The following is a 26,566-nucleotide window of genomic DNA, read 5'->3' on the forward strand; positions in this document are numbered from 1 at the left end:
CCCCATGTCCAACTCCGGAACAACTTCCAGGCTCACTCCGCAGTCCCGAGCACAGTCGCTCGACGCCCTGCGTGCCAGTGCCGACGGCGAGCCGTTCGACGTCCTCGTCATCGGCGGCGGCGTCACCGGTGCAGGCATCGCGCTCGATTCCGTGACCCGAGGGCTGACGACCGCCATCGTCGAAGGACAGGACTGGGCCGCAGGCACCTCGAGCCGGTCGAGCAAGCTCGTCCACGGCGGGCTGCGCTACCTCCAGATGCTCGACTTCCACCTCGTCCACGAGGCCCTCACCGAACGCGACCTGCTCATCACCAAGCTCGCACCCCACCTCGTCAAGCCGGTGTCCTTCCTCTATCCGCTCGAGCACCGGATCTGGGAGCGCGGGTACGTCGGTGCCGGCGTCATGCTCTACGACACACTCGCCAGCCTCGCCCCCGGCAAGCGCGCGCTGCCGTTCCACAAGCACGTGACACGCAAGGGCATGAGCCGGCTGTTCCCCGACCTGCGGCACGACGCAGCCGTCGGCGCCGTCCGCTACTGGGACGCGTCCGTCGACGATGCCCGCCTCGTCTCCACCCTCGTGCGCACCGCAGCGTCCTACGGAGCGCACGCAGCAAGCCGCACCCAGGCCGTCGAGCTCACCAAGGACCCCAGCGGACGCGTCGACGGCGCCGTCCTCAAGGACCTCGAGACCGGCGAGGAGCTGCGGGTCAAGGCCCGCAACGTCATCAACGCCACCGGCGTCTGGACCGAGGAGACCGAAGCACTCGCAGGCGGCACAGGCGGGCTGCGCGTCCTCGCGTCCAAGGGCGTGCACATCGTCGTCCCCCGCGAGCGCATCCGCGGCACAGCCGGCCTGATCCTCCAGACCGAGAAGAGCGTCCTGTTCGTCATCCCGTGGTCCCGCTACTGGGTCATCGGCACGACGGACACCCCCTGGACCCAAGAGCTCCAGCACCCGGTCGCGACCGCAGCCGACATCGACTACGTGCTCGAGCACGCGAACGCGGTCCTCGCCGACCCGCTCACCCGTGACGACATCATCGGCACGTGGGCCGGTCTGCGGCCGCTCCTGCAGCCGGGGACCAAGGAAGGCACGTCGTCGGCCAAGGTCTCCCGCGAGCACACCGTCGCGTCCCCCACGCCCGGGCTCACCGTCATCGCCGGTGGGAAGCTCACGACGTACCGCGTCATGGCCGAGGACGCCGTCGACTTCGCGCTCGGCGAGGGCGCCAAGGCCCGCCCGTCGATCACGGCGAAGGTTCCTCTGCTCGGTGCGGTCGGTCTCGACGTGCAGCAGAACTGGGGCCGCCGGCACGCCGCGACGTACGGCTGGACCCCGGCGCTCGTCGACCACCTGCTGCACCGGTACGGCTCGCTGCTCTCCGACATCGTCGAGCTCTGCGAGACCGACCCGGGCATGGCGACGCCGCTCGAGCACGCGCCCGCTTACCTCCGTGCCGAGATCGCGTACGCGGTGAGCCACGAGGGAGTCCTTCACCTCGAAGACATCCTCCTGCACCGCACCCGGCTCAACTACGAGGTCGCGGACCGCGGGCTGGGAGCCCTCGAGGAGATCTCCCGCATCGCGGCAGACGGTCTCGGGTGGGACGAGCAGACCCGGCTCGCCGAGGTCGCCGCGTACACCGAGCGGGCACGAGCCGAGGAGCAGGCCGAGCTCGCTCCGGACGACGCGTCGGCGGAGCAGGCACGCCTGTCGGCCACCGACGTCGCACCGCTCACCGAGCTCTCCGGCCATGTCGACGGAGGCCTCAAGCCAGGCTCGCCGACCGGGTCCCGCGGCGCGGCAGGTCCCGCAGGGACCTGAGCACCACCACGAGTGTCCCGGGGACGAAGGCGTCCCCGGGCGGGAATGACAACGCAGTCCACCCCCCACCCCCACAGTAAGGACCACGATGGACGTCTCCATTGGCCAAGTCTTCATCTCAGAAGTCGTCGGCACCGCGATCCTCCTCCTCCTCGGCGTCGGCGTCGTCGCCAACGTCGTCCTCCCCAAGAACAAAGGCTTTGCGAGCGGATGGATCGTCATCTCGTTCGGCTGGGGCCTTGCGGTCTTCGCCGGTGTCTACGCCGCGTGGCGCTCGGGAGCGCACCTCAACCCGGCCGTGACCTTCGGCATCATCGCCAACGGTCAGGACGAGTTCGTCCCCGGGATCGCGGTCAACGCCGTCAACACCCTCGTCTACCTCGGCGGCGAGATGCTCGGAGCCTTCATCGGCGCCGTGCTGGCCTTCGCGGCCTACAAGAAGCACTTCGACGAGGAGGCTCCTGCCGCTGACAAGCTTGCGGTCTTCGCCACCGGACCAGCGATCCGCTCCATCGGCTGGAACTTCGTCACCGAGGTCATCGGTACGTTCGTCCTCGTCTTCGTCATCCTCCAGTTCGGCAACACCCCCACCGAGATCGGACCGCTCGCCGTCGCGCTCCTCGTGGTCGCGATCGGCCTGAGCCTCGGCGGACCCACGGGGTACGCGATCAACCCAGCACGTGACCTCGGCCCCCGCATCGCCCACGCCCTCCTGCCCATCAAGGGCAAGGGAAGCAGCGACTGGTCCTACTCTTGGGTCCCCGTCGTCGCCCCCATCGTCGGTGGTGTCCTCGCCGGGCTCACCGCGACCGCTCTCGCCTGACCCCCTGCTCCACCTCACGCCCCATCCCCTGCTCTAGAACACAACGACGTGAAGGATACGACCCTCCATGACTGCTAACTACGTCCTCGCCATCGACCAGGGAACCACGAGCTCCCGCGCGATCGTCTTCACCCACGAAGGCACCATCCACTCTGTCGGCCAGCTCGAGCACGACCAGATCTTCCCCCGCGCCGGCTGGGTGGAGCACAACCCCGACCAGATCTGGAGCAACGTCCGCGAGGCTGTCGGGCTCGCGCTGACCCGCGGGAACCTCTCGCACCAGGACATCGCCGCCGTCGGTATCACCAACCAGCGCGAGACCGCGGTCGTGTGGGACAAGAACACCGGCAAGCCGGTCTACAACGCCATCGTGTGGCAGGACACCCGGACCCAGAAGATCGTCGACGAGCTCGGTGGTTCCGAGGGCGCCGAGAAGTACAAGGCACGCGTCGGGCTGCCGCTCGCCACGTACTTCTCCGGGCCGAAGGTCAAGTGGATCCTCGACAACGTCGACGGGGCCCGCGCCGCAGCCGAGCGCGGCGACCTCATGTTCGGCAACACCGACACGTGGGTGCTGTGGAACATGACCGGCGGTCCGGACGGCGGCGTCCACGTCACGGACGTCACCAACGCGTCGCGCACCATGCTCATGAACATCGACACCCTCACGTGGAACGAAGACATCGCGGCGGACATGACCATCCCGCTGTCCATGCTCCCCGAGATCCGTTCCTCGTCCGAGGTGTACGGCACGGGCCGAGACCGCGGCATGCTCCCAGGCGTCCCGATCGCGGGCATCCTCGGCGACCAGCAGGCCGCGACCTTCGGTCAGGCGTGCTTCGAGGTCGGTACCGCCAAGAACACGTACGGAACCGGCAACTTCATGCTCCTCAACACGGGCACGGAGCCGATCGCGTCGAAGAACGGGCTGCTCACGACCGTCTGCTACAAGATCGGTGACGCACCCCAGGTCTACGCTCTCGAAGGATCGATCGCCGTCACGGGATCGCTCATCCAGTGGCTCCGCGACAACCTCGGCATGTTCGAGGACGCCCCGGACGTCGAGTACTACGCGAGCAAGGTCGACGACAACGGCGGCGCGTACTTCGTGCCTGCGTTCTCCGGCCTGTTCGCGCCGTACTGGCGACCGGACGCCCGCGGTGCGCTCGTCGGGCTCACGCGCTACGTCAACAAGAACCACATCGCGCGTGCCGCCCTCGAGGCGACAGCGTTCCAGACGCGCGAGGTGCTCGACGCGATGAACGCCGACTCCGGCGTCGACCTCACCGAGCTCAAGGTCGACGGCGGCATGGTCGCCAACGAGCTGCTCATGCAGTTCCAGGCCGACCAGCTCGGGGTGCCCGTCATCCGCCCGCAGGTCGCGGAGACCACCGCGCTCGGCGCAGCGTACGCAGCCGGCATCGCCGTGGGCTTCTGGAACGGCGAGGAGGACGTCCGGAACAACTGGGCCGAGGGCAAGCGCTGGACGCCGAACGTCGACAGCGACGAGCGCGACCGCCAGTACCGCCTGTGGAAGAAGGCCGTGACGAAGACGCTCGACTGGGTCGACGAGGACGTCGTCTGAGGACACAGCACCACCTGGTAGCCAGCACGAGCTAGCACGCGGCACGACGAGGGCCCCTGCAGACCAACAGGTCTGCAGGGGCCCGCTGCTGTCGGCACGCACCCGGGCCGACGCTCGTCCAGGCACTGGGAGGATGGAGGCATGAGTAACGCTTCCTCCACCGTGTCCTCGACCGTGAGCTACACCGTCCCTGGGATGCACGTGACCGACCGTCAGGTGATCGTTCCCCTCGACTGGTCCAGCAGCACGGACAGCCGCACCCTCACGGTGTTCGTCCGCGAGCTCGTCGCCCCCGCCCGGCGGCACGAGGACCTGCCGCTGCTCGTCTTCCTCCAGGGTGGCCCCGGTGGCAAGGGGCCGCGGCCGACAGGGCCGGACGGCTGGGTCGGCCAGATGCTCGAGACCCACCGCGTGGTGCTGCTCGACCAGCGCGGGACCGGCCGGTCGTCTGCCGTCCGCGGCGCGCACATGGCTGCGCTCGGCTCAGCCGTCGAGCAGGCGGACTTCCTCGCGTGCTTCCGCGCAGACTCGATCGTCGCCGACGCGGAGCACGTGCGCACCACTGTCTACGGCGGGCGACGCTGGGAGTCCCTCGGTCAGTCCTACGGCGGGTTCATCACGCTCACCTACCTGTCCCAGGCGCCGCAGGGCCTCGCCGCCTGCTACGTCACGGGCGGGCTGGCGAGCATCTGGCCGGACGCGCACGAGCTGTACCGGCGCACGTACCCGCGCACGGCCGCGAAGAATGCCCGCTTCCGCGAGCGGTTCCCGCTCGATGCAGAGCGGCTCGCGGCCGTCGCCGACCGGATCTCGGTGGGCGACGTGCGACTCCCGGACGGCGACCTGCTCACCGTCCGCCGACTCCAGACGGTCGGCGCCGACTTCGGCATGAAGAACGGCTTCGAACGCGTCCACTGGATGCTCGACGAGGCGTTCGACCCCGGCTCGGAGGACCTGTCCGACACCTTCCTCGCGCACGTCGCCGCGGAGACGTCGTATCTGGCGAAGCCGCTGTACGCCGTCCTCCAGGAGTCGATCTACGCCTCCGGGAAGGCGACGACAGGCTGGGCCGCAGAGGCCGTGCGTGCCGAGCACCCGGAATTCGACCCCGCGGCCCGCCCGCTGCTGTTCACGGGCGAGATGATGTACCCGTGGATGTTCGAGGAGATCTCCGCGCTGCGGCCGTTCCGCGCGGCAACGGACGAGCTCCACCGCCGAGACAGCTGGAGCGACCTCTACGACCTCGACGTGCTCGCAGCGAACGAGGTACCTGTGGCAGCCGCCGTCTATCACGACGACATGTTCGTCCCGGCAGACCTCTCCCTCGAGACGGCTGCCCACGTGGGCAGCACGTACGCCTGGGTGACGAACGAGCACGAGCACGACGGGCTGCGCGTCGGTGGTGCGCTGCGCCACCTCACCGACCACGTCCGGTCGATGGGCGGGCCGCTGCGCGACGCATGACGGCGCACCGGGAACCGGTGCGCCGTCATGCGTCGCGTCAGATGGTGCGTCGTGTGCTGCGGTAGTCAGCAGCGCTGGGCCGAGGTCAGCTCGAGGCGGGCTCGGTCTCTGCTGCGGTCTCGGCCGTGGCGACCGGAAGGTGCGCCGAGCGCTCGAGCGACGACCCTTCGATGTCGACGTTCGGCATGATCGTGTCGAGCCACCGCGGCAGCCACCACGCGCTCTTGCCGAGCAGCGCCATGGCCGCCGGGATCATGGTCATCCGGACGATGAGCGCGTCGAAGGCGATCCCGACGCCCATCGCGAAGGCGATGGGGCCGATGGTCGTGTTCCCGGAGAACACGAAGCTCGCGAAGACCGCGATCATGATGAGCGCAGCGGCGAGCACGACGCGGGCGCCGTGCGCGTAGCCGGACCGGACCGCGGTGAGCGCGTCGGCCCCGTGGACGTGGTCCTCGCGCATGCGCGAGACGAGGAACACCTGGTAGTCCATGGCGAGGCCGAAGAGGACACCGACGAGCAGCACCGGCATGAAGCTCAGGAGCGGAGCGGGCGTCGCGACGAAGAAGACGTCAGCGAGCCAGCCCCACTGGTACACGGCGGTCGTCGCACCGAACGCTGCCGCGACGGTGAGCAGGAAGCCGAGGACTGCGGTCACCGGGACAAGGATCGAGCGGAACGCGACGAGCAGCAGGACGATCGCGAGGCCGACGACGATCGCGAGGAAGAGCGGGAGCGCGTCCCCGAGCTTCTCGGTGACGTCGATGTTCGCGGCGGCAGCGCCCGTGACCCAGATGTCGGTCCCGGTGGCCTCCTCGAGGTCGGACCGCAGCGCCCGGATGTCGTGGACGACGTCCGCGGTCTCCTCGGCATTGGGCCCGGTGGCGGGGATGACGACGATGAGCGCCGTGTTCGCGTCCTCCATGCCGTTGGGCGTGGGCGGTGCGACGTAGGCGACGTTCTCGACGCCGCCGACGGCCTGTGCGACCTGGGCGGCGCTGTCGAGGAGGGCCCCCGGGGTGGCGGCCGCGTCGACGAGCACCACGAGGGGGCCGTTGATGCCGGCGCCGAAGCCCTCAGCGAGCATGTCGTACGCCTGGCGCGAGCTCGAGTCGGCGGGCTCCTGACCTGCGTCGGGCAGCCCGAGGCGCATCGAGAGCGCCGGGACGGCGATGATCCCGAGCACCACGGTGGCGCCGATGAGCGTCAGGACGGGCCGGGTGGTGACGAACGTTCCCCAGTGGTTCTCGGCACGCTGCGAGCGCTCGGCCCGCAGCGCGGCGCGGCCGCGCGGGACGAGCCGGGTGCCGGCGAAGCCCATGAGCGCGGGCAGGAGGGTGACGGCGATGAGGACGGCGACCGCGACGGTGGCTGCGGCGGCGAACCCCATGACGGCGAGGAAGGGCACCCCGGTGACGAAGAGCGCGGAGAGCGCGATGACGACGGTGAGGCCGGCGAAGACGATGGCGCTGCCTGCTGTCCCGACGGCGCGGCCTGCGGACTCTGCGGGGTCGACCCCTTCGGCGAGCTGCTGGCGGTGGCGCGAGAGGAGGAAGAGCGCGTAGTCGATGCCGACGGCGAGGCCGAGCATGAGCGCGAGGGTGAGTGTCGCGGAGGAGATCTCGACGACGGCAGAGAGGCTGAGGACGCCGCCGACGCCGGTCGCGACGCCGAGGAGGGCTGTGAGGATGGGCATGCCGGCGGCAAGGAGCGACCCGAACGTCACGAAGAGGACGACGAGCGCGACGAGGACGCCGATGGCCTCTGTGCCGGAGAGGAGGTGGAGCGGGTCGGTGTAGGGGCCTCCGGTGAGCGCGACGGTGTGGCCGGACTCGACGAGCGTGGCTTCGACGTCCTCGATCGCGTCGAGGGTCGCCTGCGGGACGTCGTCGGTCGGGACGGTGAAGGTCACGTCGACGTAGAGGGTCGAGCCGTCGGGTGAGACGGTCTGGGTCTCGGCGGGGTTGGACACCATGTCGACGTCGGTCTCGGCTGCGAGCGCGGCGATCGGGGTCACGGTCGTCTGGAACGTGGCGGGGTCGAGGAAGCTCTCGCCGTCTGGTGCCTGGACGACGACCCTGGTGCTGGCTGGGCCCTCGGTGCTGGCTTCGGCTCCTGAGCCGGTTCCTGCTCCGACGCCGGTGGCGGCGTCGCCGAAGCGGCTCTCGAGGAGCTCTTGCGCCGTGGCGGACTCGGTGCCGGGGATGCTGAGCGCTTCGGTCATCTTCAGTCCGGAGGCGACGGCTGCGCCGCCGATCGCGGCGATGGCCACGACCCAGACGATGAGGACGGTCCAGCGACGCGTGAACGAGAAGCGTCCTACGCGGTAGAGGAACGAGGCCATGGGGGTCCTTCGGGTCAGCCGGGGTCGCCGGTGGACGGAGTCGGCGGCGGGTGCCGCGCGTGCCGCGCCTCGTTGCACGCACGGTGCCAGGATAGGCAACGCGCGTCGCCTACGCAACACGTGTTGGGAAAGTCTCGCTGGATGGTCGCTTCGCTGCCACAATGGAGCGATGGACCTGCGGACCGACCCCCCACCAGCAGCTCAGCCGGAAGCGCGCACAGACCCGCGCATCGCGCGGACCCGTCGCCTCCTCCATGATGCGCTCCTGTCGCTCGCGCGCGAGCGGGACCTCGACACGATCGCGGTCGCCGACATCGCGGACCGGGCCACCATCAACCGGAGCACCTTCTACCAGCACTACCCGGACAAGGAGACCCTCCTCGCCGACGCGCTCGACGAGCAGGCCCGCCTCGCCGGCGCTGACCTCTCGGCGCTCCTGCCCCTCGACGAGTCGGACCAGCCGCCCGCGCTCCTCGTCCGCTACCTGGAGCACCTCGACGAGAACGCCGCCCTGTACCGGCGGGCGCTCGGCGAGACCGGTTCTCCTCTGACGACAGCCCGGCTCCGCCGGCGGATGACGACGATCGTGACGACCGGGCTCGAGGGCCACGGATTCTCTCCCGGGGAGGAGGACCTCCCGGTGGCCATCGCGGCGGCGTCCATCACCGGCTCGCTCATCGGGGTCCTCACGGCCTGGCTCGAGATGACTCCTCGCCCGTCGACCGAGCGCGCCGCGTCGTGGGTGTGGCAGATGCTCGTCCCTGCGCGTCAGCACGACCCGTTCTCCGCCGAGCGCACCGGAACCGCCCGGTGCGGGTCTCCGTGCGGGACCTGACCACCCCGGCAGCTCGCGACCGCGCATCCCGCTACCGAGGGGCGTGCTTCTCCAGGAAGCTGTAGACCTCGGTGTCGTCGACCCCGGGGAAGGATCCTGCGGGGAGGGCCGAGAGCACGTGCTGGTGCATGTGCGCGCTCGGCCAGGACTTCTTCCCCCACCGCTGGACGAGATCGGGTGCGGCTCTGCGGCAGCACGCTTCGCCGGGGCACGTGGACGACTGTCGCAAGGTGGTCTCCCGTCCACGGAACCACTTGACGGCCGCGAAGGGCACCCCGACGGTGATCGAGAACTCTCCGCCCGCGGTGCTGCCCGTCTGCGTCGAGCACCAGTAGGTGCCGGTCGGGTTGTCCGTGTACTGGTAGAACTCCGTCGCACGGTCGCGCCGCGCGAACGCGCTGCGCGCAGCCCACTTGCGACACACTGGCTGCCCTTCGATCGCTCCCGTGACGTCGGCTGGGAGCCGGAGGCCGTCGTTCTCGTAGCCGCGATACAGGGCGCCGTCGTCCCCGACGCGCAAGAAGTGCACCTGGATGCCGAGGTGCTCCGTCGCCAGGTTGGTGAACCGTTGCGCCGCCGACTCGTGGGTGACGCCGAACGCGTCACGGAAGTCCTCGACGGCGAGGTCTTTCTCCTGCTTGCGGGCCTGGAGCCAGCTCACGGCTGCCGAGCGCGGGATGAGGCACGCGGCCGCGAAGTAGTTGATCTCGAGGCGCTGACGGAGGAAGTCCGCGTACGAGCGTGGGCGCTCGTGCTCGAGAACCCGGTGGGCGATCGCCTGGAGGGCGAGCGACCGCAGCCCGTGGCCGCCAGGGATCGAGGCCGGCGGGAGGTAGATGCGACCGTTCGCGAGGTCGGTGACCGTCCGGGTCGAGTGCGGCAGGTCGTCCACGTGCAGGAGCGTGAAGCCGAGCTGCTCCGCCATCCGTGCGACCGTGCGGTGCGTGAGCGCCCCGACCGTGTAGCCCGCCGTGCGGGCGAGCTCTTCTCCGATCTCCTCGATGTGCGGGAGGTAGTTGTTGCGCTGCTGCATCGCGAGGCGCAGCTCGGTGTTGGCACGCCGGGCCTCCTCGGGAGTCGCGATCGCCTCGGACGCCCGCCGCGCGAGCTCGCGGTGCAGGCCCACGAGATTCTCCAAGACGGGCACGGGGAGCTTCTGGCTCGGGCGGACGTACGGCAGCGCGAGGCTCGAGTAGAGCGTCCCGCGCTGAGCGTGCTCGAGCTCGATCTCGAGCGCGGCCCGGCGAGAGGGCGGGCTCTCGCTGAGGAGGTCCGCGAGCGTCACGCCGAGCGCGCCGGCGATCGTCGTGAGCAAGGAGATGCGTGGTTCTCGCTTGCCGTTCTCGACGAGCGAGAGCTGGCTCGGCGCAGCCCCTGTCGCCTCGGAGAGCGCGTCCAGCGTCAGGCCGCGCTCCGTCCGGTAGTGGCGGATCCGTCGCCCGAGGGTGAGGAGGTCGGTCGCCGGCGACGAACCGGACGGCTCTGCAGGAGGCTCCAACGGCGTCATGGTTTGACGGTACGGGAATTCCCTCGAATCTTCACGCATCACGAGCATTGAAGGTGAACCTCAGGGGAGGCAGGCTGAAAACCACGCCGCACTTGCCCCGAGAGCGGTCCACGACACCTCGACCACGGAGGCCCCGACGATGAGCATCCTTGCGGACCCGACGTCCACCCGCCCGACCACCCCCGCCTCCGACGCCGCCCTCGCCGTGCGCTCCTGGGTCACGTCGATCGCCGACCTCACGCAGCCCGACGCAGTCGTGTGGTGCGACGGCTCCGCCGAGGAGCGCGAACGGCTCACGGCGCTCATGGTCGAGTCCGGGTCGCTCATCGCCCTCGACCCCGAGCTGCGACCGAACAGCTACCTCGCCCGCTCGGACCCGAGCGACGTCGCACGCGTCGAGGCACGGACGTTCATCTGCTCCGAGCGCGAGATCGACGCCGGCCCGACGAACAACTGGCGCGAGCCCGCCGTCATGCGCGCCGAGCTGCGCGGCGTCTTCGACGGGTCCATGCGCGGGCGGACCATGTACGTGGTGCCGTTCTCGATGGGGCCTGTCGGCGGACCGATCTCCCAGGCCGGGATCCAGCTCACCGACTCCCCCTACGCCGTGGTGAGCATGAGCATCATGACGCGCACGGGGTCCGACGTGCTCGCGCTCATCGACGCCGGGGCGCCGTTCGTCCCTGCCGTCCACTCCGTCGGCGCTCCCCTGTCGACCGACGACGCCGGCGTGAAGACGCCCGACGTGCCGTGGCCCTGCAACGACCTCAAGTACATCGTCCAGCTCCCCGAGACCCGCGAGATCTGGTCGTACGGTTCCGGGTACGGCGGCAACGCCCTCCTGGGCAAGAAGTGCTACGCGCTGCGGATCGCGTCCGCCATGGCGCGCGACGAGGGCTGGCTCGCCGAGCACATGCTCATCATCCGCGCGACGTCCCCGCAGGGCCGCGCCTACCACCTGGCCGCCGCGTTCCCGTCGGCGTGCGGGAAGACGAACCTCGCGATGCTCCGCCCGACGATCCCCGGATGGACCGTCGAGACGATCGGCGACGACATCGCCTGGATGCGCCCCGGCCCCGACGGCCGCCTGCGGGCCATCAACCCCGAGGCCGGCTTCTTCGGCGTCGCGCCCGGCACCGGGCACCGCACGAACCCGACCGCGATCGCGACGATCGCCCGGGACACGATCTTCACCAACGTGGCCCTCACCGACGACGGCGACGTGTGGTGGGAGGGCCTCACCGACGAGGTCCCCGAGCACCTCACGGACTGGCGCGGACAGGACTGGACCCCCGCGAGCGGGACACCGGCCGCGCACCCGAACTCGCGCTTCACCGTCGCTGCCGACCAGTGCCCCACCATCGCCGACTCCTGGGACGACCCGGCCGGCGTCCCCATCGACGCGATCGTCTTCGGCGGCCGCCGCGCCACGAACGTGCCGCTCGTCGCGCAGGCCTACAGCTGGGAGCACGGTGTCTTCATGGGCGCGACGATCTCCTCGGAGCAGACCGCCGCAGCCGAGGGGACCGTCGGCGAGCTGCGCCGCGACCCCTTCGCGATGCTCCCGTTCTGCGGGTACAACATGGCCGACCACTGGAGCCACTGGCTCGACGTCGGCGCCGGCCTCACGCCCGAGAACCGCCCCGAGATCTTCCAGGTCAACTGGTTCCGCAAGGGCGAGGACGGCTCCTACCTGTGGCCAGGCTTCGGCGAGAACTCCCGCGTCGTCGAGTGGATCGTGCGCCGCGCCGGCGGCGAGAAGGTCGGCGCCGTGCCCAGCCCCGTCGGGCTCGTCCCCGCGCCCGGCGCCCTCGACCTCGACGGGCTCGACCTGCCCGACGACACCGTGACCGCGCTCTTCGACGTCGACCCCGGCTCCTGGCTCACCGAGGCCGACCTCACCGAGGCGTTCTTCGAGCGGTTCGGCGACCGCACACCGGCAGCGCTCACAGATCAGCTCGACGACCTGCGGGCACGGCTGCAGGTATGGCTCCACCCGGTGCAGCGAGCGGCCCGCGCATAGCCTGGTGCCCTGCCCCCGCAGAGCCTGCGGGGACCGATGACAACGACGTCAGAGGAGCAGCATGACCATCTACGCAGCGCCAGGAACACCCGACTCCCTGGTCACCTTCCGGTCCCGGTACGAGCACTGGATCGGCGGCGGGTGGGTCGCCCCCGTCACAGGCCAGTACTTCGACGACATCTCCCCCGTGAACGGCAGACCCTTCGCCGAGGTGGGCCGCGGGACAGCCGAAGACATCGAGGCCGCGCTCGACGCAGCACACCGAGCAGCACCCGCCTGGGGAAAGACCACCAGCACCGAGCGCGCGGCCGTGCTCAACGCGGTCGCCGACGTCATCACCGCGAACCTCGAGATGCTCGCCGTCGCAGAGACGTGGGACAACGGCAAGCCGATCCGCGAGACCCTCGGCGCAGACCTGCCGCTCGCCGCCGACCACTTCCGCTACTTCGCGTCGCTCATCCGCTCCCAAGAGGGCGAGTTCACCGAGGTCGACGGCGACACCATCGCCTACCACTACGCCGAGCCGCTCGGCGTCGTCGGGCAGATCATCCCGTGGAACTTTCCCATCCTCATGGCGACGTGGAAGCTCGCTCCCGCGCTCGCGGGCGGCAACGCCGTCGTCCTCAAGCCTGCCGAGCAGACCCCCGTGTCGATCCTCGTGCTCATGGAGCTGCTCGCCGACGTGCTGCCGCCCGGGGTGGTCAACGTCGTCAACGGGTTCGGTCTCGAGGCGGGCAAGCCGCTCGCGTCGAGCCCACGCATCCGCAAGATCGCCTTCACCGGAGAGACGACGACCGGCCGGCTCATCCTGCAGTACGCGAGCGCGAACATCATCCCGGCCACCGTAGAGCTCGGCGGCAAGAGCCCCAACCTCTTCTTCGAGGACGTCGCAGACAGGCACGACGACTACTACGACAAGGCTCAGGAGGGCTTCGTCCTGTTCGCGTTCAACCAGGGCGAGGTGTGCACGTGCCCGAGCCGGTCGCTCGTCCAGGCGTCGATCTACGACTCGTTCATCGGTGACGCGATCGAGCGCACGCGCACGGCGATCCAGGGCAACCCGCTCGACACCGAGACCCAGGTGGGCGCGCAGGCGTCCAACGACCAGCTCGAGAAGATCCTCAGCTACATCGACATCGGCAGGCAGGAAGGCGCGGCCCTGCTGCTCGGCGGCGAGCGGGTGGACCTCGGCGGCGACCTCACCGGTGGCTACTACGTGGCGCCGACGATCTTCGAGGGCAAGAACTCGATGCGCGTGTTCCAGGAGGAGATCTTCGGTCCAGTCGTCGCGGTGACGAGCTTCACCGACTACGACGACGCCATCGCGTTGGCGAACGACACGCTCTACGGCCTCGGCGCCGGCGTGTGGTCGCGCAACGGGAACCTCGCCTACCGGGCAGGGCGGGACATCAAGGCCGGGCGCGTCTGGGTGAACAACTACCACGCGTACCCGGCCGGGGCCGCGTTCGGTGGGTACAAGAGCTCAGGCATCGGGCGGGAGAACAGCAAGGCTGCCCTCGCTCACTACCAGCAGACGAAGAACCTCCTCGTCTCCTACTCGGAGAAGCCCGCGGGCTTCTTCTAGGCCGACGAGCAGATCGACGGGAGGACGGCCATGATCGAGGCCGAGGTGGTCATCGACGGCGAGACCACGTCACGCGTCGCGCTGACGCAGACGGCAGTCGACCTGGTGCGCATGCTGTGGGGCAAGCACGGCCCGCTCATGTTCCACCAGTCGGGCGGGTGCTGCGACGGCAGCTCCCCCATGTGCTACCCGGCCGGAGACCTCATCACGTCGGACGCTGACGTGCTCCTGGGCCGGTTCGACGTGGCACCCGACGGCGAACCGGCCCAGCCTGTCGACTTCTGGATGTCACGCGAGCAGTTCGCGCACTGGCGGCACACGCACCTCACGGTCGACGTGGTGCCCGGGCGTGGGTCCGGGTTCTCTGTCGAGGCGCCTGAAGGGGTGCGCTTCCTCGTCCGGTCACGGCTCGTCGACCAGGACGGCTGAGGGCCCGCGTCTCGTCTGGCTGAACGTCCCTCGCGAGCGCCGCAGATAAAATTTCACATACCGGGGTTCATCAAACGCTCAACAGAAGGCCGTCGGCGCCGATGGGACACCAGACCGACAGACCTAGATCTCTTTACGGAGCCGTTCATGACCCCCCCGACCCGCCGCGCACTCCTCTCGATCCAGGACCTGAGCGTCCGGGTCAAGATCCTGGGAGCCGTCACCGCAGCGACCGCCGTCGCGATCAGCGTCGGCACCATGGGTCTGGCAGCCCTCTCGGAGTCCGCTGCGACGTCCGAGCACATCTACGAGGAGAACGTCCTCGGCGTCGCCTATGCCGACGAGATGGACCTGGCGATCTACGACATGCGGATCTCCTCGCGGGACGCCGCCCTCGCCGTCGACGACGACTCGGCACGCGAGAAGCTGACGGAGCTCGACGCTGCGAAGGTGGCCTTCGACGAGGCCGAGGCGAGATACGTCTCCACCGCGCTCGACGCCGCTCGGACACAGACGCTCGCCGAGCTCGACGCGACGATCGACGAGTACATGGCCGTCCAGACCGACGTCCTGGGCCCGCTCGCCCTGACGAACGACGCAGCCGCCTGGACCGACGCCAACGAGGACCAGGCCCGCCCCCTCACCACGATCATGGACGAGAAGATCACCACCCTCGTCGAGACGGAAGAGAACCTCGCGCACGAGAGCGCGATCGCCTCGGCCGACAAGTACACGGCCCAGCGGACCACCTCGATCGTGATCCTCGTCCTCGGCTCGCTGGTCGCACTCACCCTGGGATGGTTCGTCGCCCGAGGGATCGCGCGCAGCGCGGCCACCGTGCAGCGCGTCGCGGAACACATGGCCGAGGGCGACCTCACGCACACCACAGGCATGACGTCGCAGGACGAGCTCGGCCGCATGGGTGCGGCGCTCGACCGCGCATCGGTCCAGCTGCGTGAGGTCATGGGCTCGGTCGTGCAGTCGTCCGACGCCGTCGCCGCCGCCTCGGAAGAGCTGTCCGCGACGTCCCACCAGATCGCCGCCGGCGCCGAGGAGACCGCGGCCCAGGCCGGCGTCGTCTCCGCTGCTGCGTCGCAGGTCTCCGGGAACGTCCAGACGGTCGCCGCAGGCGCCGAGGAGATGGGCGCCTCCATCCGCGAGATCTCCCACTCGGCGAACGAGGCCGCGCGCGTCGCCTCGGAGGCCGTCTCAGCCGCAGAGTCCGCGACCACCTCGGTCGCCCAGCTCGGCACCTCGAGCCAGGAGATCGGCGAGGTCGTCCGTGTGATCACCACCATCGCCGAGCAGACGAACCTGCTGGCCCTCAACGCCACGATCGAGGCCGCCCGCGCCGGGGAGTCCGGCAAGGGCTTCGCGGTCGTCGCGTCCGAGGTCAAGGAGCTCGCCCAGGAGACGGCCCGCGCGACAGAGAACATCGCTCGCCTCGTCGAGACGATCCAGAGCGACACGTCCGACGCCGTCGGCACCATCGCACGCATCTCTGCCGTCATCACGTCGATCAACGACTACCAGCTGACCATCGCGTCCGCCGTCGAGGAGCAGACGGCCACGACCAACGAGATGAGCCGCAACGTGGCCGAGGCCTCGACCGGGGTCGGCGAGATCGCCGCGAACATCACGAGCGTGTCCGAGGCCGCCGACTCCACGACCCAGGCGCTCACGCAGACCTCCGCCGCCGTCGGCGAGCTCTCGCTCATGGCTTCGGACCTGCGCACGTCCGTCTCGACCTTCACGTACTGAGGCACAGGGACACGACGGCATCAGGCCGCCCGCCGCTCGTCTGAGCCGTGGGCGCCGGGTGCCGTCTTCCTGTTCCCGGTGGAGCCTGGCGGGGACACAGGAACGACGACACGAAGTTTCAGAGTATTGTGAAATGTGTGAAGCCTTCAACACGCAGTACCGTCCGAGCGAGCGTTCCTCCCCCGTCGACGACCGACGACGCCCCGGCGTCCGCCACCGAGCTCGCCGACTTCGTCGAACAGCTCGGCATCGGGCTCGAAAGCTCCGGGCTCCCCCGGGCAGCCGGGCGGATGCTCGCGTGGCTCATGGTCTGCGACCCGCCCGAGCAGACCGCCGACGACCTCGCGACCGCGCTGGTTGCGAGCCGCGGCGGGGTGAGCACCACCGTCCGGCTGCTCGTGCAGATGCAGCTCGTCGAACGCGTCGGCCGGGCCGGAGAACGCCGCTCCTACTATCGCGTGGTGCCCCACGTGTGGGACCAGGCGATGACGGCGCAGTCCGCACCGATCACCCTGATGCGCCAGGTCGCGGACCGCGGCCTGGCGATCCTCGCCGACGCTGGTCCGGGCAGGCGCGAGCGGCTGGCCGAGATGCGCGACTACCTGACGTTCATGGAACGGGAGATGCCTGCACTCCAGCGCCGCTACCACGCCGAGAAGGGCACGAACCGATGAACCAGGCCGACGCGATCCGCACGAGCGGACTGACCAAGACGTTCGGCGACCTGGCAGCCGTCAACGGCCTCGACCTGGAGGTCCGCGTCGGAGAGATCTTTGGGTTCCTCGGCCCCAACGGAGCAGGCAAGTCGACGACCATCCGGATGCTCTTGGACCAGATCCGGGCCACGTCGGGGACCGCGCAGGTCCTCGGCCTCGACATCCGGGACGGCTCGTTGGAGATCCGACGCCGGATCGGTTACCTCCCCGGCGACCTCGCGCTCTACCCCAAGCTCACCGGCCGGCAGACGCTCACGTACTTCGCCCGGCTGCGCGGCGGGGTCAGCCCGGCCTACGTCGACGAGCTCGCCGAACGCCTCGGCGCCGACCTCACGCGCAAGGTCGGCGAGTACTCGACCGGGAACCGGCAGAAGATCGGCCTCATCCAGGCCTTCATGCACAAGCCCGAGCTCTTGGTCCTCGACGAGCCGAACGCCGGCCTCGACCCGCTCGTGCAGCAGACCTTCCACGAGATGCTCCGTGAGGTCCGCGACGACGGCCGCACCGTGTTCCTGTCCTCCCACACCCTGTCGGAGGTCGAGCGGGTCGCCGACCGGGTCGGCATCATCCGCCACGGGCGGCTCGTCGTCGTCGAACGCGTCGACGAGCTCAAGCGCACGGCGGTCCGACGGCTGGACTTCGAGTTCGCCGCCCCCGTGCCAACCGACCTGTTCGCCCAGGTGGAGCAGGTCCACGACGCAGACATCGACGGCGTCCACGCCCGCGTCTCGTACGACGGCTCGGTCAACCCGGTGCTCCAGGCCGCGATGACCCACGAGGTGGTCAACCTCAGCTCCAGGGACGCCGACCTCGAGGAGATCTTTCTCACCTACTACCGCGACACCACGACCCCCGAGGTCGCCGCCAGCACAGGAGCCGACCATGTTCGGTGAGCTGCTCGTCAACGAGGTCCACCGCCGGAAGGTCGGCGCCGGCACCCTCGCCCTCGTCCTGGCCGCGTTCGGGGCGCTCGCCCTGGCGATCGCCGACTCGATCGGTGGCCTCATGCAGCAGATCACCGACGGGTTCCCCGACGCCCTGACGACGTTCATCGGCGCTGATGCCCCCGGTGGGTACGTCGTCGGCGAGATGTTCAGCCTCATCTTTCCCGTCGCGGTCGTCGTGTTCGCCGTGCTGGTGGGCGCCGGCTCGCTCGCCGGCGAAGAACGAGACGGCACCATGGCGATCGTGTCCGCGCAGCCGGTCACCCGCACCCAGGTGCTGTGGGCGAAGGCCACCGGGGTGGTCCTCTCGCTCGTCCTCGTCGTCGGTCTCAACTGGGTCGTCATGGCGGCGTTCGTCACCGCAGACGCCACAGAGCTGACCCTGGCCGGGCTGACCGGGGGCACGCTGCATCTGCTCTTCCTCGGGCTGACCATGGCGTCCCTCGCCTTCGCGGTCGCCGCCGCGACCGGCCGCCCGGGGTTGGCCGGGGCCGTCGCCGGCGGCATCGCCGTGGTGGCATACCTCATGGCGACGATGCTTCCCGTCGCCGGCTTGGAGAGCTGGGCACGGCTGAGTCCCTGGTACTACTACCTCGGACGTTCCGACCCGCTCACCCACGGCGCCGACCTCGCCGACCTCGGTCTGCTCGCCGCCATCACGACCGTCTGCACGACCGTCGCGGTGCTGACGTTCCGCACCCGCGACCTGAAGGGCTGAGAGATGACGACCACCGCAGCACCGTCGACCCACGCGCCGGTCCCCGTGCCTCCCCCGCCGAGAGCCGCTGTCTGGCGAGCCGTGTACCTGCGCGCTCTCGCCGACAAGACCACGATCGTCGGGGTCCTGGCCGTCTACGCGTTCGCCGTCGCGATCGGCGTCGGCGCCCTGTGGCCCCCGATGAAAGACACCTTCGTGTCGATCGCCGACGACTTCCCGGCAGCGTTCGACGCCCTCCTCGGCGGGCTGTCGCTGGCCACGCCCGTCGGGTGGATGAACGCCGAGCTGGCGTCCATCATGGGGCCCGGCTTCCTCATCGCCACAGCCATGATCTCTGCCGCCTCGGCCACCGCCGGGGAGGAGCAGGCCCGCACCCTGGGCCTCGTGCTCTCCACCGGTGTTCCCCGCACGACGTTCCTCGCCGCCAAGACGACCGCCATGGTCACCCACGTCCTCGTCGTGGGCGCAGCGACCGTCGCCGGCATGCTCGTGGCCAACCCGGTCGGCAACCTCGGCATCCCGACGTCCGCCGTCGTGGCCGCCGCTGCGCAGATGGTCCTCATCGCCCTCGTCTACGGCGCGCTCACCCTCCTGGTCGGTGCGATCACCGCCGACAAGCGGATGTCGCTCGCCATCCCGGGACTGATCTTCGCCGTGTCCTTCATGGCTGCGACCTTCCTCGGCCTGGCGGACTCCCTCGTGTGGCTCTCCAAGCTCAACCTCTGGTACCCCTACCTCGCCAACACGGCGCTCGCCGACGGCTTCCACCTCGGCTTCGCCCTGCTCATGGCGGCCCTCGCGGTCGGTCTCGGAGCGCTCGCCTTCGTGGCCTTCGCCCGGCGCACGGACCTGCGCGGCTGAGCGCGCACCAGCACACTAGGACCGTGCATGTCGTCGTGGTGCCCGCAGGAGAAGCATCGCTGACCCTCCACGACATCGACGTGGCGCCTCTCGGAGACACGGGCGTCGACGCCGGGGCTGTGCAGGTGCGCACCAGCGCGGTGGTGCCCGCCGCCGATCTCGCAGCGCTCGTCCACGAGCGCGAGTCGGCAGCGGAGCCGCCTCGCTGGGTGTGGTCTGACACCGCGGCGCTCTATCCTCCGCTCCTCGCGGAGGGCGTGAGCGTCGCGCGCTGCTGGGACCTGCGGCTGTGCCACACGATCCTGCGCACCAGTGCGCTGACTGCGGACAGCACGCTGGCGACGGCGCCGCCGAGCGGCTGGGACGAGGCCCGGGTCGCGTCGCCGGTCCAGGACGGGTTGTTCGACCTCGCCCCGAGCGTGCCGCTCGATCCGGTGGCTGAGATGCGTCGTCAGCGTGAGGCGCTCGCGGGCGCGACGGCGCTGGACGGCTCGTCGGCGTCTGCGCGGCTCGGGCTGCTCCTCGCGGCGGAGTCTGCGGGTGCGCTCGTGGCGGCCGAGATGACGTTCGCGGGTGTCCCGTGGGATGCCGCGGAGCACGACAGGATCCTGGCCGACGCGCTCGGGCCTCGTCCGTCTGCGGGGTTCCGTCCGTCCCTGCTGGAGGCCAAGCTGGCCGAGGTGCGGGAGGCTCTCGGCGTCGACGACCTCAATCCTGACTCGCCTGCCGAGCTGCTGCGCCAGCTGCGCTCGGCCGGGCTCGCCGTGGCCTCGACCCGGTCGTGGGAGCTGCGCGGGGTCGAGCACCCGGCGATCAAGCCGCTGCTGGAGTACAAGAAGCTCTCGCGCCTGCTCACGGCGAACGGGTGGCACTGGCTCGACACGTGGGTGGCCGACGGGCGGTTCCGGCCTGTGTACGTGCCGGGCGGGGTGGTCACGGGGCGGTGGGCCTCCGACGGGGGCGGTGCGCTCCAGCTTCCGCACCAGGTCCGCGGCGCGGTGCGCGCCGACCCGGGGTGGACGCTCGTCGTCGCGGACGCCGCGCAGCTCGAGCCCCGCATCCTCGCGGCGATGTCCGGCGACGAGGCGATGGCCCGCGCAGGCCAGGCCGCGGACATGTACGAGGGGATGGTCGCGACCGGTGCCGTCGAGACGCGTCAGCAGGCCAAGTACGGGATGCTCGGGGCGATGTACGGCGGCACGCAGGGCGAGTCGGGCCGGATGCTGCCGCGCATCACGAAGGCGTACCCGCAGGCGCTCGCGCTCGTCGAGCATGCCGCGCGCGCCGGGGAGCGCGGCCAGGTGGTCTCGACATGGCTCGGGCGTAGCTCGCCGCTGCCCGGCGGGGCGTGGCGTGCCGCTCAGGAAGCGGCAGCAGACCAGGAAGCGACCGCGGCGGACCAGGACCGTGCGCGCGGCCTCGCTCGCGGCTGGGGCCGCTTCACGCGCAACTTCGTCGTCCAGGGCACCGCGGCCGAGTGGGCGCTGTGCTGGATGGCGCTGCTGCGGCTGCGCCTGCGCGCGCTCGACGGCCCCGCAGTGCCGGGCGCGGCACCGCGCCCGGCAGGCGGCCCGCACCTCGCCTTCTTCTTGCACGACGAGGTCATGGTCCACAGCCCGGCGGGTCAGGCGGACGAGGTCGCACGCATCGTCGAGGAGACCGCCGCCGAGGCCGGGCGGCTGCTCTTCACGGACGCACGCGTGGAGTTCCGGGTCACCGTGGCGACCGTCAGGTCCTACGCCGACGCGAAGGGCGTCGCGACCGACCTGCCGCTGCCGGCGCTGGAGAACGACCTCGAGGGCGACGCCGAGGTGTAGACCGCGGGCGCCTGTCCGTCGACCGACCTCAGGTCGGTGATCTCGGTCACCACTCACCTCGGCCCGCTCTCTGCGGTGGGGCCGCTGCCGGATGTGATCTTCGCCGCTCGCCGCGCCCCGTCGCCCTGGCGTTCTCTGCGTGTTCACCATGGCTGCTGTGCATCTGCACCACGATCGCGTGCTCGCCGGTTTCAGCGACGTCTCCGCACGTCGGGGCATCGCCTGGGGGCTCCCGACCGTCCGGCGTCACGGCTGCGCGCCGGCATCGTCGTACCTCGCCCCGCGGTCGCCGCGACGACGTCCGAGCCGCGCACGGTCGGTGCGCCGGGTACGGTGACCTTGCGGGCGGCGATGCCCCGACGGTGAGGCGACGGGCCTCTCCCAGGCTCTGTCCAGGCACTGTGGCGGACGAGATGGCAGAATTGCCAACGCTCCGCGGTGCTCACGACGGCAAACGGATTGGGAAGTGCCTGTGAACGGCAATGCAACATCAGTGCATCGGAACGTGGCGCTGCTGTCGCTCGCGACGACGTTGGCCGACCGTGTGACGACGTCAGCCGAGATCGACGAGCGGCTGCGCCCGGTCCTCAAGCGGCTGCGGCTCCCCCGCGGTCTCCTCCAGCGTGTCGCAGGCGTCTACGAGCGACGCAACTGGGCCGACGGGCAGACCTTCGACGGTGCAGCGGTCCAGGCCGGTGAGAAAGCGCTCGCAGAGGCAGGCATCGAGCCCAGCCAGATCGGCCTCATCATCAACACGTCCGTGACGCGCAAGCACCTCGAGCCGTCCGTCGCCGTGCGCATCCACCACCAGCTCAGGCTGCCGTCCTCCGCGGTGAACTTCGACATCGCGAACGCGTGCCTCGGGTTCGTCAACGGCATGTCGCTCGCCGCCCAGCTCATCGACGCCGGCCAGATCCAGTACGCGATGGTCATCAACGGCGAAGACGCCGACGAGATCCAGGACAACACGATCCAGCGCCTCGGCCGCGAAGGCATCAGCCGCACCGACTTCATGAGCGAGTTCGCGAGCCTGACCCTCGGGTCCGGCGCTGCGGCTGCCGTGCTCGGCCCGGCCGACATGCACCCGGGAGGCCACCGCATCCTCGGCGGCGTCACCCGTGCTGCCACGCAGTTCAACGACCTGTGCGTCGGGAGCGTCGAAGGGATGTTCACCGACGCGAAAGCGCTGCTCAAGGGCGGCATGGAGCTCGTCGTCGCCGCATGGAAGGAAGCCAAGAAGGACTGGAACTGGTCCTCCATGGACCGCTACATCCTTCACCAGGTCTCGGACGTCCACACGAACGCGATCGTCAAGGCTGCCGGCCTCGACCGCTCACGGGTGCCCGTGACGTACGCGAAGTACGGGAACGTCGGCCCCGCGTCGATCCCCATCACGCTCTCCGAGCAGTCCTCGACCCTCAACCCCGGCGACCGGGTCCTGCTCATGGGCGTGGGCTCTGGCCTCAACACGGCCATGATGGAGATCGCCTGGTGATGCGGCGCCTCCCCGAGGCGGCAGCCACCACGGCGCCGGCCTCCCTGCCTCCGCGCGCCCACGACGGGACGCCGCTCGACGGCATGGACCCCGCGTTCTCCCGCCTCGTCACCGCACCGGAGTCGGGCAGCGACGACACCTCCCGCACCTGGCACGTCCTCGACAACGGTGCGCGCCTCGCCGAGCTCGGGGTGACGCCTGTCGGCACCATCCTCTGCGTCCACGGCAACCCCACGTGGTCCTACGTGTGGCGCAGGCTCGTCTCCGCCGCGACGGGCGCCGCCGCCGACGGCGCCGCGCGCGCCTGGCGAGTCGTGGCCGTCGACCAGCTCGAGATGGGCTTCTCCGAGCGCACCGGCGTCCAGCGCCCGCTCGCACGCCGCGTCGCGGACCTCGGTGACCTCACGGACGCCCTCGGGCTCGACGGCCCGGTCGTCACCCTCGGCCACGACTGGGGCGGCGTGGTCTCGCTCGGCTGGGCCGTCGACCACCCCGAGGTCCTCGCTGGGACCATGCTCCTCAACACCGCGATCCACCAGCCAGAGGCGTACCCGATCCCCGCGCCGCTGCGGCTCGCCCTCGCCGGCCCCGTGCTCAGCGCCGGGACGGTCACCACCCCGGCATTCCTCGAGACGACGCTCGCGCTCGCCCACCCACCGCTGTCCGCCGCCGTCAAGGCCGGCTACCGCGCGCCGTACCGCGGGGCCGAACGACGCGGGGGCATCGGTGGCTTCGTCGCCGACATCCCCGTCGACGCCTCGCACGAGAGCCGCCCCGAGCTCGACCGGATCGCCGAGAGCCTGCGCGCCCTGACCGTCCCGGCCCTCATGCTCTGGGGACCGCGCGACCCGATCTTCTCCGACCGCTACCTCGACGACCTCGTCGCCCGCCTCCCGCACGCGGACGTCCATCGCTTCGAAGGCGCCGGGCACCTCGTCGCCGAGGACGTCGACTACGCGTCGGCAGTGCTCACGTGGCTCGACGACCAAGACGCCGCGACCCCTGCCGCACCTCCCGTCCTGGACGTCGCCCAGGCGCGGCCCATGTGGCACCAGCTCGACGCGCTGCGCACCAGCTCCGAGACAGCGCTCGTCGAGATGGCCCCACCGTCCGGGCCCGCGCCACGCGTGGTGTCCTGGCGCCTCCTGGCCCGCCGGATCGACGAGATCGCCGCAGGGCTCTCGCGCACCGGCGTCAGTCACGGCGACCGGGTCTCGCTCCTCGTCCCCCCGGGCGCCGACCTCACCGCGGTCCTCTACGCGTGCTTGCGGATCGGGGCCGTCGTCGTCGTCGCGGACGCTGGTCTCGGGCTGCGCGGCATGACGCGCGCGGTGCGCGGCGCACAGGCGCAGCACGTCATCGGTGCGCTGCCCGGTCTCGCCGCCGCGCGCGCGCTCGGCTGGCCCGGGCAGAAGATCTCCACGACCGTCCTCCCTCGCGCGACCGCTCGAGCCCTCGGGGTCACCTCGTCGCTCGCCGACATCGTCGACCTCGGGACGCACGTCCTCGCCACCGAGACCCACGGAGGCGCGACAGCGCTGCCGACAGCGCCCGTCGCGTCCGACCCCGCCGCCATCCTCTTCACCTCCGGGTCGACCGGACCGGCCAAGGGTGTCGTCTACACGCACGCACAGCTCTGCGCGGTCCGAGACACGCTCGCCGCGCACTACGGCATCCGTGTCGGCACAGGGCTCGTGGCAGGCTTCGCGCCCTTCGCGCTCCTGGGACCCGCCCTCGGGACGCGCTCGGTCACCCCGGACATGGACGTCACCTCCCCGAAGACGCTCACCGCGCCGGCCGTCGCCGCGGCCGCAGCCGCCGTCGACGCGACCGTCCTCTTCCTCTCTCCCGCCGCGATCGCGAACGTCGTCACGACGGCCGACGACCTCTCCAAAGACGACTACACCGCACTCGCGGGCGTGCGGACGTTCTTGTCCGCCGGGGCCCCCGTGCCAGAGCCGCTCCTCGCCGCCGTGGGGCGCCTCATGCCCGATGCCACCCCGCACACGCCCTACGGGATGACCGAGGGCCTGCTCATGACGGACACCACGCTCGACGGCATCCGTGCAGCGGCCCTCGCGACCGACGGTGCGCTCGGAGCCGCCGGCGTCTGCGTGGGCCAGCCCGTCGACGGCGTCCAGGTCCGCATCTCCGCGCTCGACGAGACCGGCCAGGCCACGGGAACGCTCACCGAAGAGTCCGGGGTGACCGGCGAGATCGTCGTGTCTGCGCCGCACGTCAAGGACCGCTACGACCGGCTGTGGCTCACGGAACGGGCGAGCCGGCTCGTCGTCGCAGCGCCGGGCGCTGCTCGCACCGAGACAGGGTGGCACCGCACCGGCGACGTGGGCCACATCGACGCCGACGGACGCGTGTGGGTCGAGGGCCGCGTCGCGCACGTCGTCGTGACCGCCGACGGCGTCGTGACACCGGTCGGCGTCGAGCAGCAGGTCGAGGGCATCACGGCCGTCGGGCGTGCCGCGCTCGTGGGCATCGGCCCGCGCGGGACGCAGCAGCTCGTCGTGATCGTCGAGAACCCCTCTGCTCCTCGCCGTGCAGCGCTGGCCGACCCCGAGCTGGCTGCGGCGGTGCGCGCGGCCGTCGGCAGCGACGTGCGCCAGGGTCGACGCATCGCGGCCGTGCTCGTCGTGGCACAGCTGCCGACCGACGTGCGGCACAACTCGAAGATCGACCGTGCACGGCTCGCCCACTGGGCCGAGGGCGTGCTGTCCGGCGGACGGATGACGGCCCCGTGAAGGTGCTCGTCACGGGAGCGAGCGGGCTCCTCGGCGGTGCCGTCGCAGCAGGCCTGCGCGACGCCGGTCACGAGGTCAGGACGTTCCAGCGCCGCCCTTCCGGGGTACCTGGGGTCGAGGACGTCCTCGGCTCCGTGACGGTTCCGGACGACGTACAGCGCGCGGTCGCCGGGGTCGACGCCGCGGTGCACCTCGCCGCGAAGGTGTCGTTCGCCGGTGATCCTGCCGACTTCGAGCGGGTCAACGTCGAGGGCACCCGCACGCTCCTGGACGCGCTGCGCACCGCCCACGTCGAGCGGCTGGTCTTCGTGTCGTCCCCGTCTGTCGCGCACGCAGGCTCGTCCATCGTCGGGGACGACGCGACAGCTGCCGACCCTGAGCACGCGCGAGGGGACTACGCCCGCACCAAGGCGAAGGCCGAGCTGCTCGCCCTCGCGGCAGACTCCGCCGACCTCCGGGTGGTGGCCGTGCGCCCGCACATCGTGTGGGGGCCGGGCGACACCCAGCTCGTCGAGCGCGTCGTCGAGCGGGCACGCGCCGGACGGCTGCCCCTGCTCGACCACGGTGCTGCACTCATCGACACGACCTACATCGACAACGCCGCGTCGGCGATCGTCGCCGCGCTGCACCGGGTCGATGCTGTGCACGGCAACGCCTACGTCGTGACGAACGGCGAGCCACGGCCGGTCGCCGAGCTGCTCGCAGGGATCTGCGCGGCAGCCGGCGTGCGTGCTCCGGCATGGCGCGTGCCCGCTGGTCTCGCGCGCGCGGCGGGTTCGGCGATCGAGGCCGTGTGGCGCGTCCGCCCGGGCGAAGACGAGCCGCCGATGACCCGCTTCCTCGCGGAACAGCTCTCCACCGCCCACTGGTTCGACCAGCGCCGCACCCGCACCGCCCTGGAGTGGGAGCCGCAGGTCAGCGTAGACGAGGGCCTCCGCCGCCTGGCGCACCACTACCGCCGCTGAGGCCAGCTAGCGGAGCACGCCCGCTGCTGAGGCCAGCCAACGGACCACGGCTGCCGCTGAGGTCGGTGGTTTCAGTCGATGTCGGCATCTCAGTCTGCCGAACTCGACTC

General features: G+C 70.7%; 19 protein-coding genes. 17 read left to right on the top strand and 2 right to left on the bottom strand.

The window, feature by feature from the left end:
- Positions 1–4: 4 nt before the first annotated feature.
- The 4 genes from ATL42_RS10290 to ATL42_RS10305 all read left to right on the top strand — a co-directional run bounded on the left by ATL42_RS10290 (position 5) and on the right by ATL42_RS10305 (position 5,700).
- Complete coding sequence (locus ATL42_RS10290; RefSeq protein WP_098455257.1) at positions 5–1,828, top strand: glycerol-3-phosphate dehydrogenase/oxidase; 1,824 nt, start codon at positions 5–7, stop codon at positions 1,826–1,828.
- A gap of 88 nt (positions 1,829–1,916) precedes the next feature.
- The gene (locus ATL42_RS10295; RefSeq protein ID WP_098455258.1) at positions 1,917–2,651 is read left to right on the top strand and encodes an MIP/aquaporin family protein; all 735 of its coding nucleotides are present in this window, start codon (positions 1,917–1,919) and stop codon (positions 2,649–2,651) included.
- Positions 2,652–2,718: 67 nt separating this feature from the next.
- Positions 2,719–4,236, top strand: a complete 1,518-nt coding sequence (gene glpK / locus ATL42_RS10300) for a glycerol kinase GlpK (RefSeq protein ID WP_098455259.1) — start codon at positions 2,719–2,721, stop codon at positions 4,234–4,236.
- A 141-nt stretch (positions 4,237–4,377) separates the two neighbouring features.
- Entirely contained in the window at positions 4,378–5,700 is a 1,323-nt protein-coding gene (locus ATL42_RS10305) for an alpha/beta fold hydrolase (protein ID WP_098455260.1), read from the top strand.
- Positions 5,701–5,785: 85 nt separating this feature from the next.
- Here ATL42_RS10305 and ATL42_RS10310 read toward each other — a convergent pair whose 3' ends face one another.
- Entirely contained in the window at positions 5,786–8,044 is a 2,259-nt protein-coding gene (locus ATL42_RS10310; RefSeq protein ID WP_098455261.1) for an MMPL family transporter, read from the bottom strand.
- Between the two features lie 169 nt (positions 8,045–8,213).
- Here ATL42_RS10310 and ATL42_RS10315 point away from each other — a divergent pair, with 169 nt between their 5' ends.
- Complete coding sequence (locus ATL42_RS10315) at positions 8,214–8,879, top strand: TetR/AcrR family transcriptional regulator (protein ID WP_098455262.1); 666 nt, start codon at positions 8,214–8,216, stop codon at positions 8,877–8,879.
- Positions 8,880–8,910: 31 nt separating this feature from the next.
- Here the strand turns inward: ATL42_RS10315 and ATL42_RS10320 are convergent, their stop codons facing one another.
- On the bottom strand, positions 8,911–10,386 hold the full coding sequence (locus tag ATL42_RS10320) for a helix-turn-helix transcriptional regulator (RefSeq protein ID WP_098455263.1): 1,476 nt from the start codon (positions 10,384–10,386) through the stop codon (positions 8,911–8,913).
- Between the two features lie 139 nt (positions 10,387–10,525).
- On the opposite strand from ATL42_RS10320, the gene ATL42_RS10325 reads away from it, so the two are divergent.
- From ATL42_RS10325 to ATL42_RS10380, 12 genes are all read left to right on the top strand, one after another.
- On the top strand, positions 10,526–12,409 hold the full coding sequence (locus tag ATL42_RS10325; RefSeq protein WP_098455264.1) for a phosphoenolpyruvate carboxykinase (GTP): 1,884 nt from the start codon (positions 10,526–10,528) through the stop codon (positions 12,407–12,409).
- A 61-nt stretch (positions 12,410–12,470) separates the two neighbouring features.
- Positions 12,471–13,994 carry an acetaldehyde dehydrogenase ExaC gene (gene exaC / locus ATL42_RS10330; protein WP_098455265.1) on the top strand — a complete coding sequence of 508 codons (1,524 nt, stop codon included), beginning with the start codon at positions 12,471–12,473 and terminating at the stop codon, positions 13,992–13,994.
- Positions 13,995–14,024: 30 nt separating this feature from the next.
- Positions 14,025–14,423 (top strand): DUF779 domain-containing protein, encoded by a 399-nt coding sequence (locus ATL42_RS10335; protein ID WP_098455266.1) that lies wholly within the window; start codon positions 14,025–14,027, stop codon positions 14,421–14,423.
- Between the two features lie 147 nt (positions 14,424–14,570).
- Positions 14,571–16,184 (top strand): methyl-accepting chemotaxis protein, encoded by a 1,614-nt coding sequence (locus tag ATL42_RS10340; protein ID WP_098455267.1) that lies wholly within the window; start codon positions 14,571–14,573, stop codon positions 16,182–16,184.
- Positions 16,185–16,321: 137 nt separating this feature from the next.
- The gene (locus ATL42_RS10345) at positions 16,322–16,858 is read left to right on the top strand and encodes a GbsR/MarR family transcriptional regulator (RefSeq protein ID WP_098455268.1); all 537 of its coding nucleotides are present in this window, start codon (positions 16,322–16,324) and stop codon (positions 16,856–16,858) included.
- Complete coding sequence (locus ATL42_RS10350; RefSeq protein ID WP_098455269.1) at positions 16,855–17,793, top strand: ABC transporter ATP-binding protein; 939 nt, start codon at positions 16,855–16,857, stop codon at positions 17,791–17,793. Before ATL42_RS10345 ends, ATL42_RS10350 begins: the two co-directional genes overlap by 4 nt.
- Positions 17,783–18,562: an ABC transporter permease subunit gene (locus tag ATL42_RS10355; RefSeq protein ID WP_098455270.1), complete on the top strand. Its 780-nt coding sequence runs from the start codon at positions 17,783–17,785 to the stop codon at positions 18,560–18,562. The genes ATL42_RS10350 and ATL42_RS10355 overlap by 11 nt, the downstream gene beginning before the upstream one ends.
- A gap of 3 nt (positions 18,563–18,565) precedes the next feature.
- Positions 18,566–19,423 carry an ABC transporter permease family protein gene (locus ATL42_RS10360; RefSeq protein WP_098455271.1) on the top strand — a complete coding sequence of 286 codons (858 nt, stop codon included), beginning with the start codon at positions 18,566–18,568 and terminating at the stop codon, positions 19,421–19,423.
- A gap of 23 nt (positions 19,424–19,446) precedes the next feature.
- Positions 19,447–21,240 (top strand): bifunctional 3'-5' exonuclease/DNA polymerase, encoded by a 1,794-nt coding sequence (locus tag ATL42_RS10365; RefSeq protein ID WP_098455272.1) that lies wholly within the window; start codon positions 19,447–19,449, stop codon positions 21,238–21,240.
- A gap of 466 nt (positions 21,241–21,706) precedes the next feature.
- On the top strand, positions 21,707–22,735 hold the full coding sequence (locus tag ATL42_RS10370; protein WP_098455273.1) for a 3-oxoacyl-ACP synthase III: 1,029 nt from the start codon (positions 21,707–21,709) through the stop codon (positions 22,733–22,735).
- Entirely contained in the window at positions 22,735–25,491 is a 2,757-nt protein-coding gene (locus ATL42_RS10375; protein ID WP_098455274.1) for an alpha/beta fold hydrolase, read from the top strand. Before ATL42_RS10370 ends, ATL42_RS10375 begins: the two co-directional genes overlap by 1 nt.
- Positions 25,488–26,456 (top strand): NAD-dependent epimerase/dehydratase family protein, encoded by a 969-nt coding sequence (locus ATL42_RS10380; protein WP_098455275.1) that lies wholly within the window; start codon positions 25,488–25,490, stop codon positions 26,454–26,456. The genes ATL42_RS10375 and ATL42_RS10380 overlap by 4 nt, the downstream gene beginning before the upstream one ends.
- The last annotated feature ends 110 nt before the right edge of the window (positions 26,457–26,566 follow it).

The organism is Sanguibacter antarcticus (genome assembly GCF_002564005.1).
Taxonomy (GTDB): domain Bacteria; phylum Actinomycetota; class Actinomycetes; order Actinomycetales; family Cellulomonadaceae; genus Sanguibacter; species Sanguibacter antarcticus.

Coding starts and splice junctions, on each gene's coding strand:
- ATL42_RS10295 (WP_098455258.1), top strand. CDS start 1,917: ATGGACGTCTCCATTGGCCAAGTCTTCATCTCAGAAGTCGTCGGCACC.
- ATL42_RS10355 (WP_098455270.1), top strand. CDS start 17,783: ATGTTCGGTGAGCTGCTCGTCAACGAGGTCCACCGCCGGAAGGTCGGC.
- ATL42_RS10375 (WP_098455274.1), top strand. CDS start 22,735: ATGCGGCGCCTCCCCGAGGCGGCAGCCACCACGGCGCCGGCCTCCCTG.
- ATL42_RS10305 (WP_098455260.1), top strand. CDS start 4,378: ATGAGTAACGCTTCCTCCACCGTGTCCTCGACCGTGAGCTACACCGTC.
- ATL42_RS10290 (WP_098455257.1), top strand. CDS start 5: ATGTCCAACTCCGGAACAACTTCCAGGCTCACTCCGCAGTCCCGAGCA.
- ATL42_RS10310 (WP_098455261.1), bottom strand. CDS start 8,044: ATGGCCTCGTTCCTCTACCGCGTAGGACGCTTCTCGTTCACGCGTCGC.
- ATL42_RS10315 (WP_098455262.1), top strand. CDS start 8,214: ATGGACCTGCGGACCGACCCCCCACCAGCAGCTCAGCCGGAAGCGCGC.
- exaC (WP_098455265.1), top strand. CDS start 12,471: ATGACCATCTACGCAGCGCCAGGAACACCCGACTCCCTGGTCACCTTC.
- ATL42_RS10360 (WP_098455271.1), top strand. CDS start 18,566: ATGACGACCACCGCAGCACCGTCGACCCACGCGCCGGTCCCCGTGCCT.
- ATL42_RS10325 (WP_098455264.1), top strand. CDS start 10,526: ATGAGCATCCTTGCGGACCCGACGTCCACCCGCCCGACCACCCCCGCC.
- ATL42_RS10320 (WP_098455263.1), bottom strand. CDS start 10,386: ATGACGCCGTTGGAGCCTCCTGCAGAGCCGTCCGGTTCGTCGCCGGCG.
- ATL42_RS10335 (WP_098455266.1), top strand. CDS start 14,025: ATGATCGAGGCCGAGGTGGTCATCGACGGCGAGACCACGTCACGCGTC.
- ATL42_RS10350 (WP_098455269.1), top strand. CDS start 16,855: ATGAACCAGGCCGACGCGATCCGCACGAGCGGACTGACCAAGACGTTC.
- glpK (WP_098455259.1), top strand. CDS start 2,719: ATGACTGCTAACTACGTCCTCGCCATCGACCAGGGAACCACGAGCTCC.
- ATL42_RS10340 (WP_098455267.1), top strand. CDS start 14,571: ATGACCCCCCCGACCCGCCGCGCACTCCTCTCGATCCAGGACCTGAGC.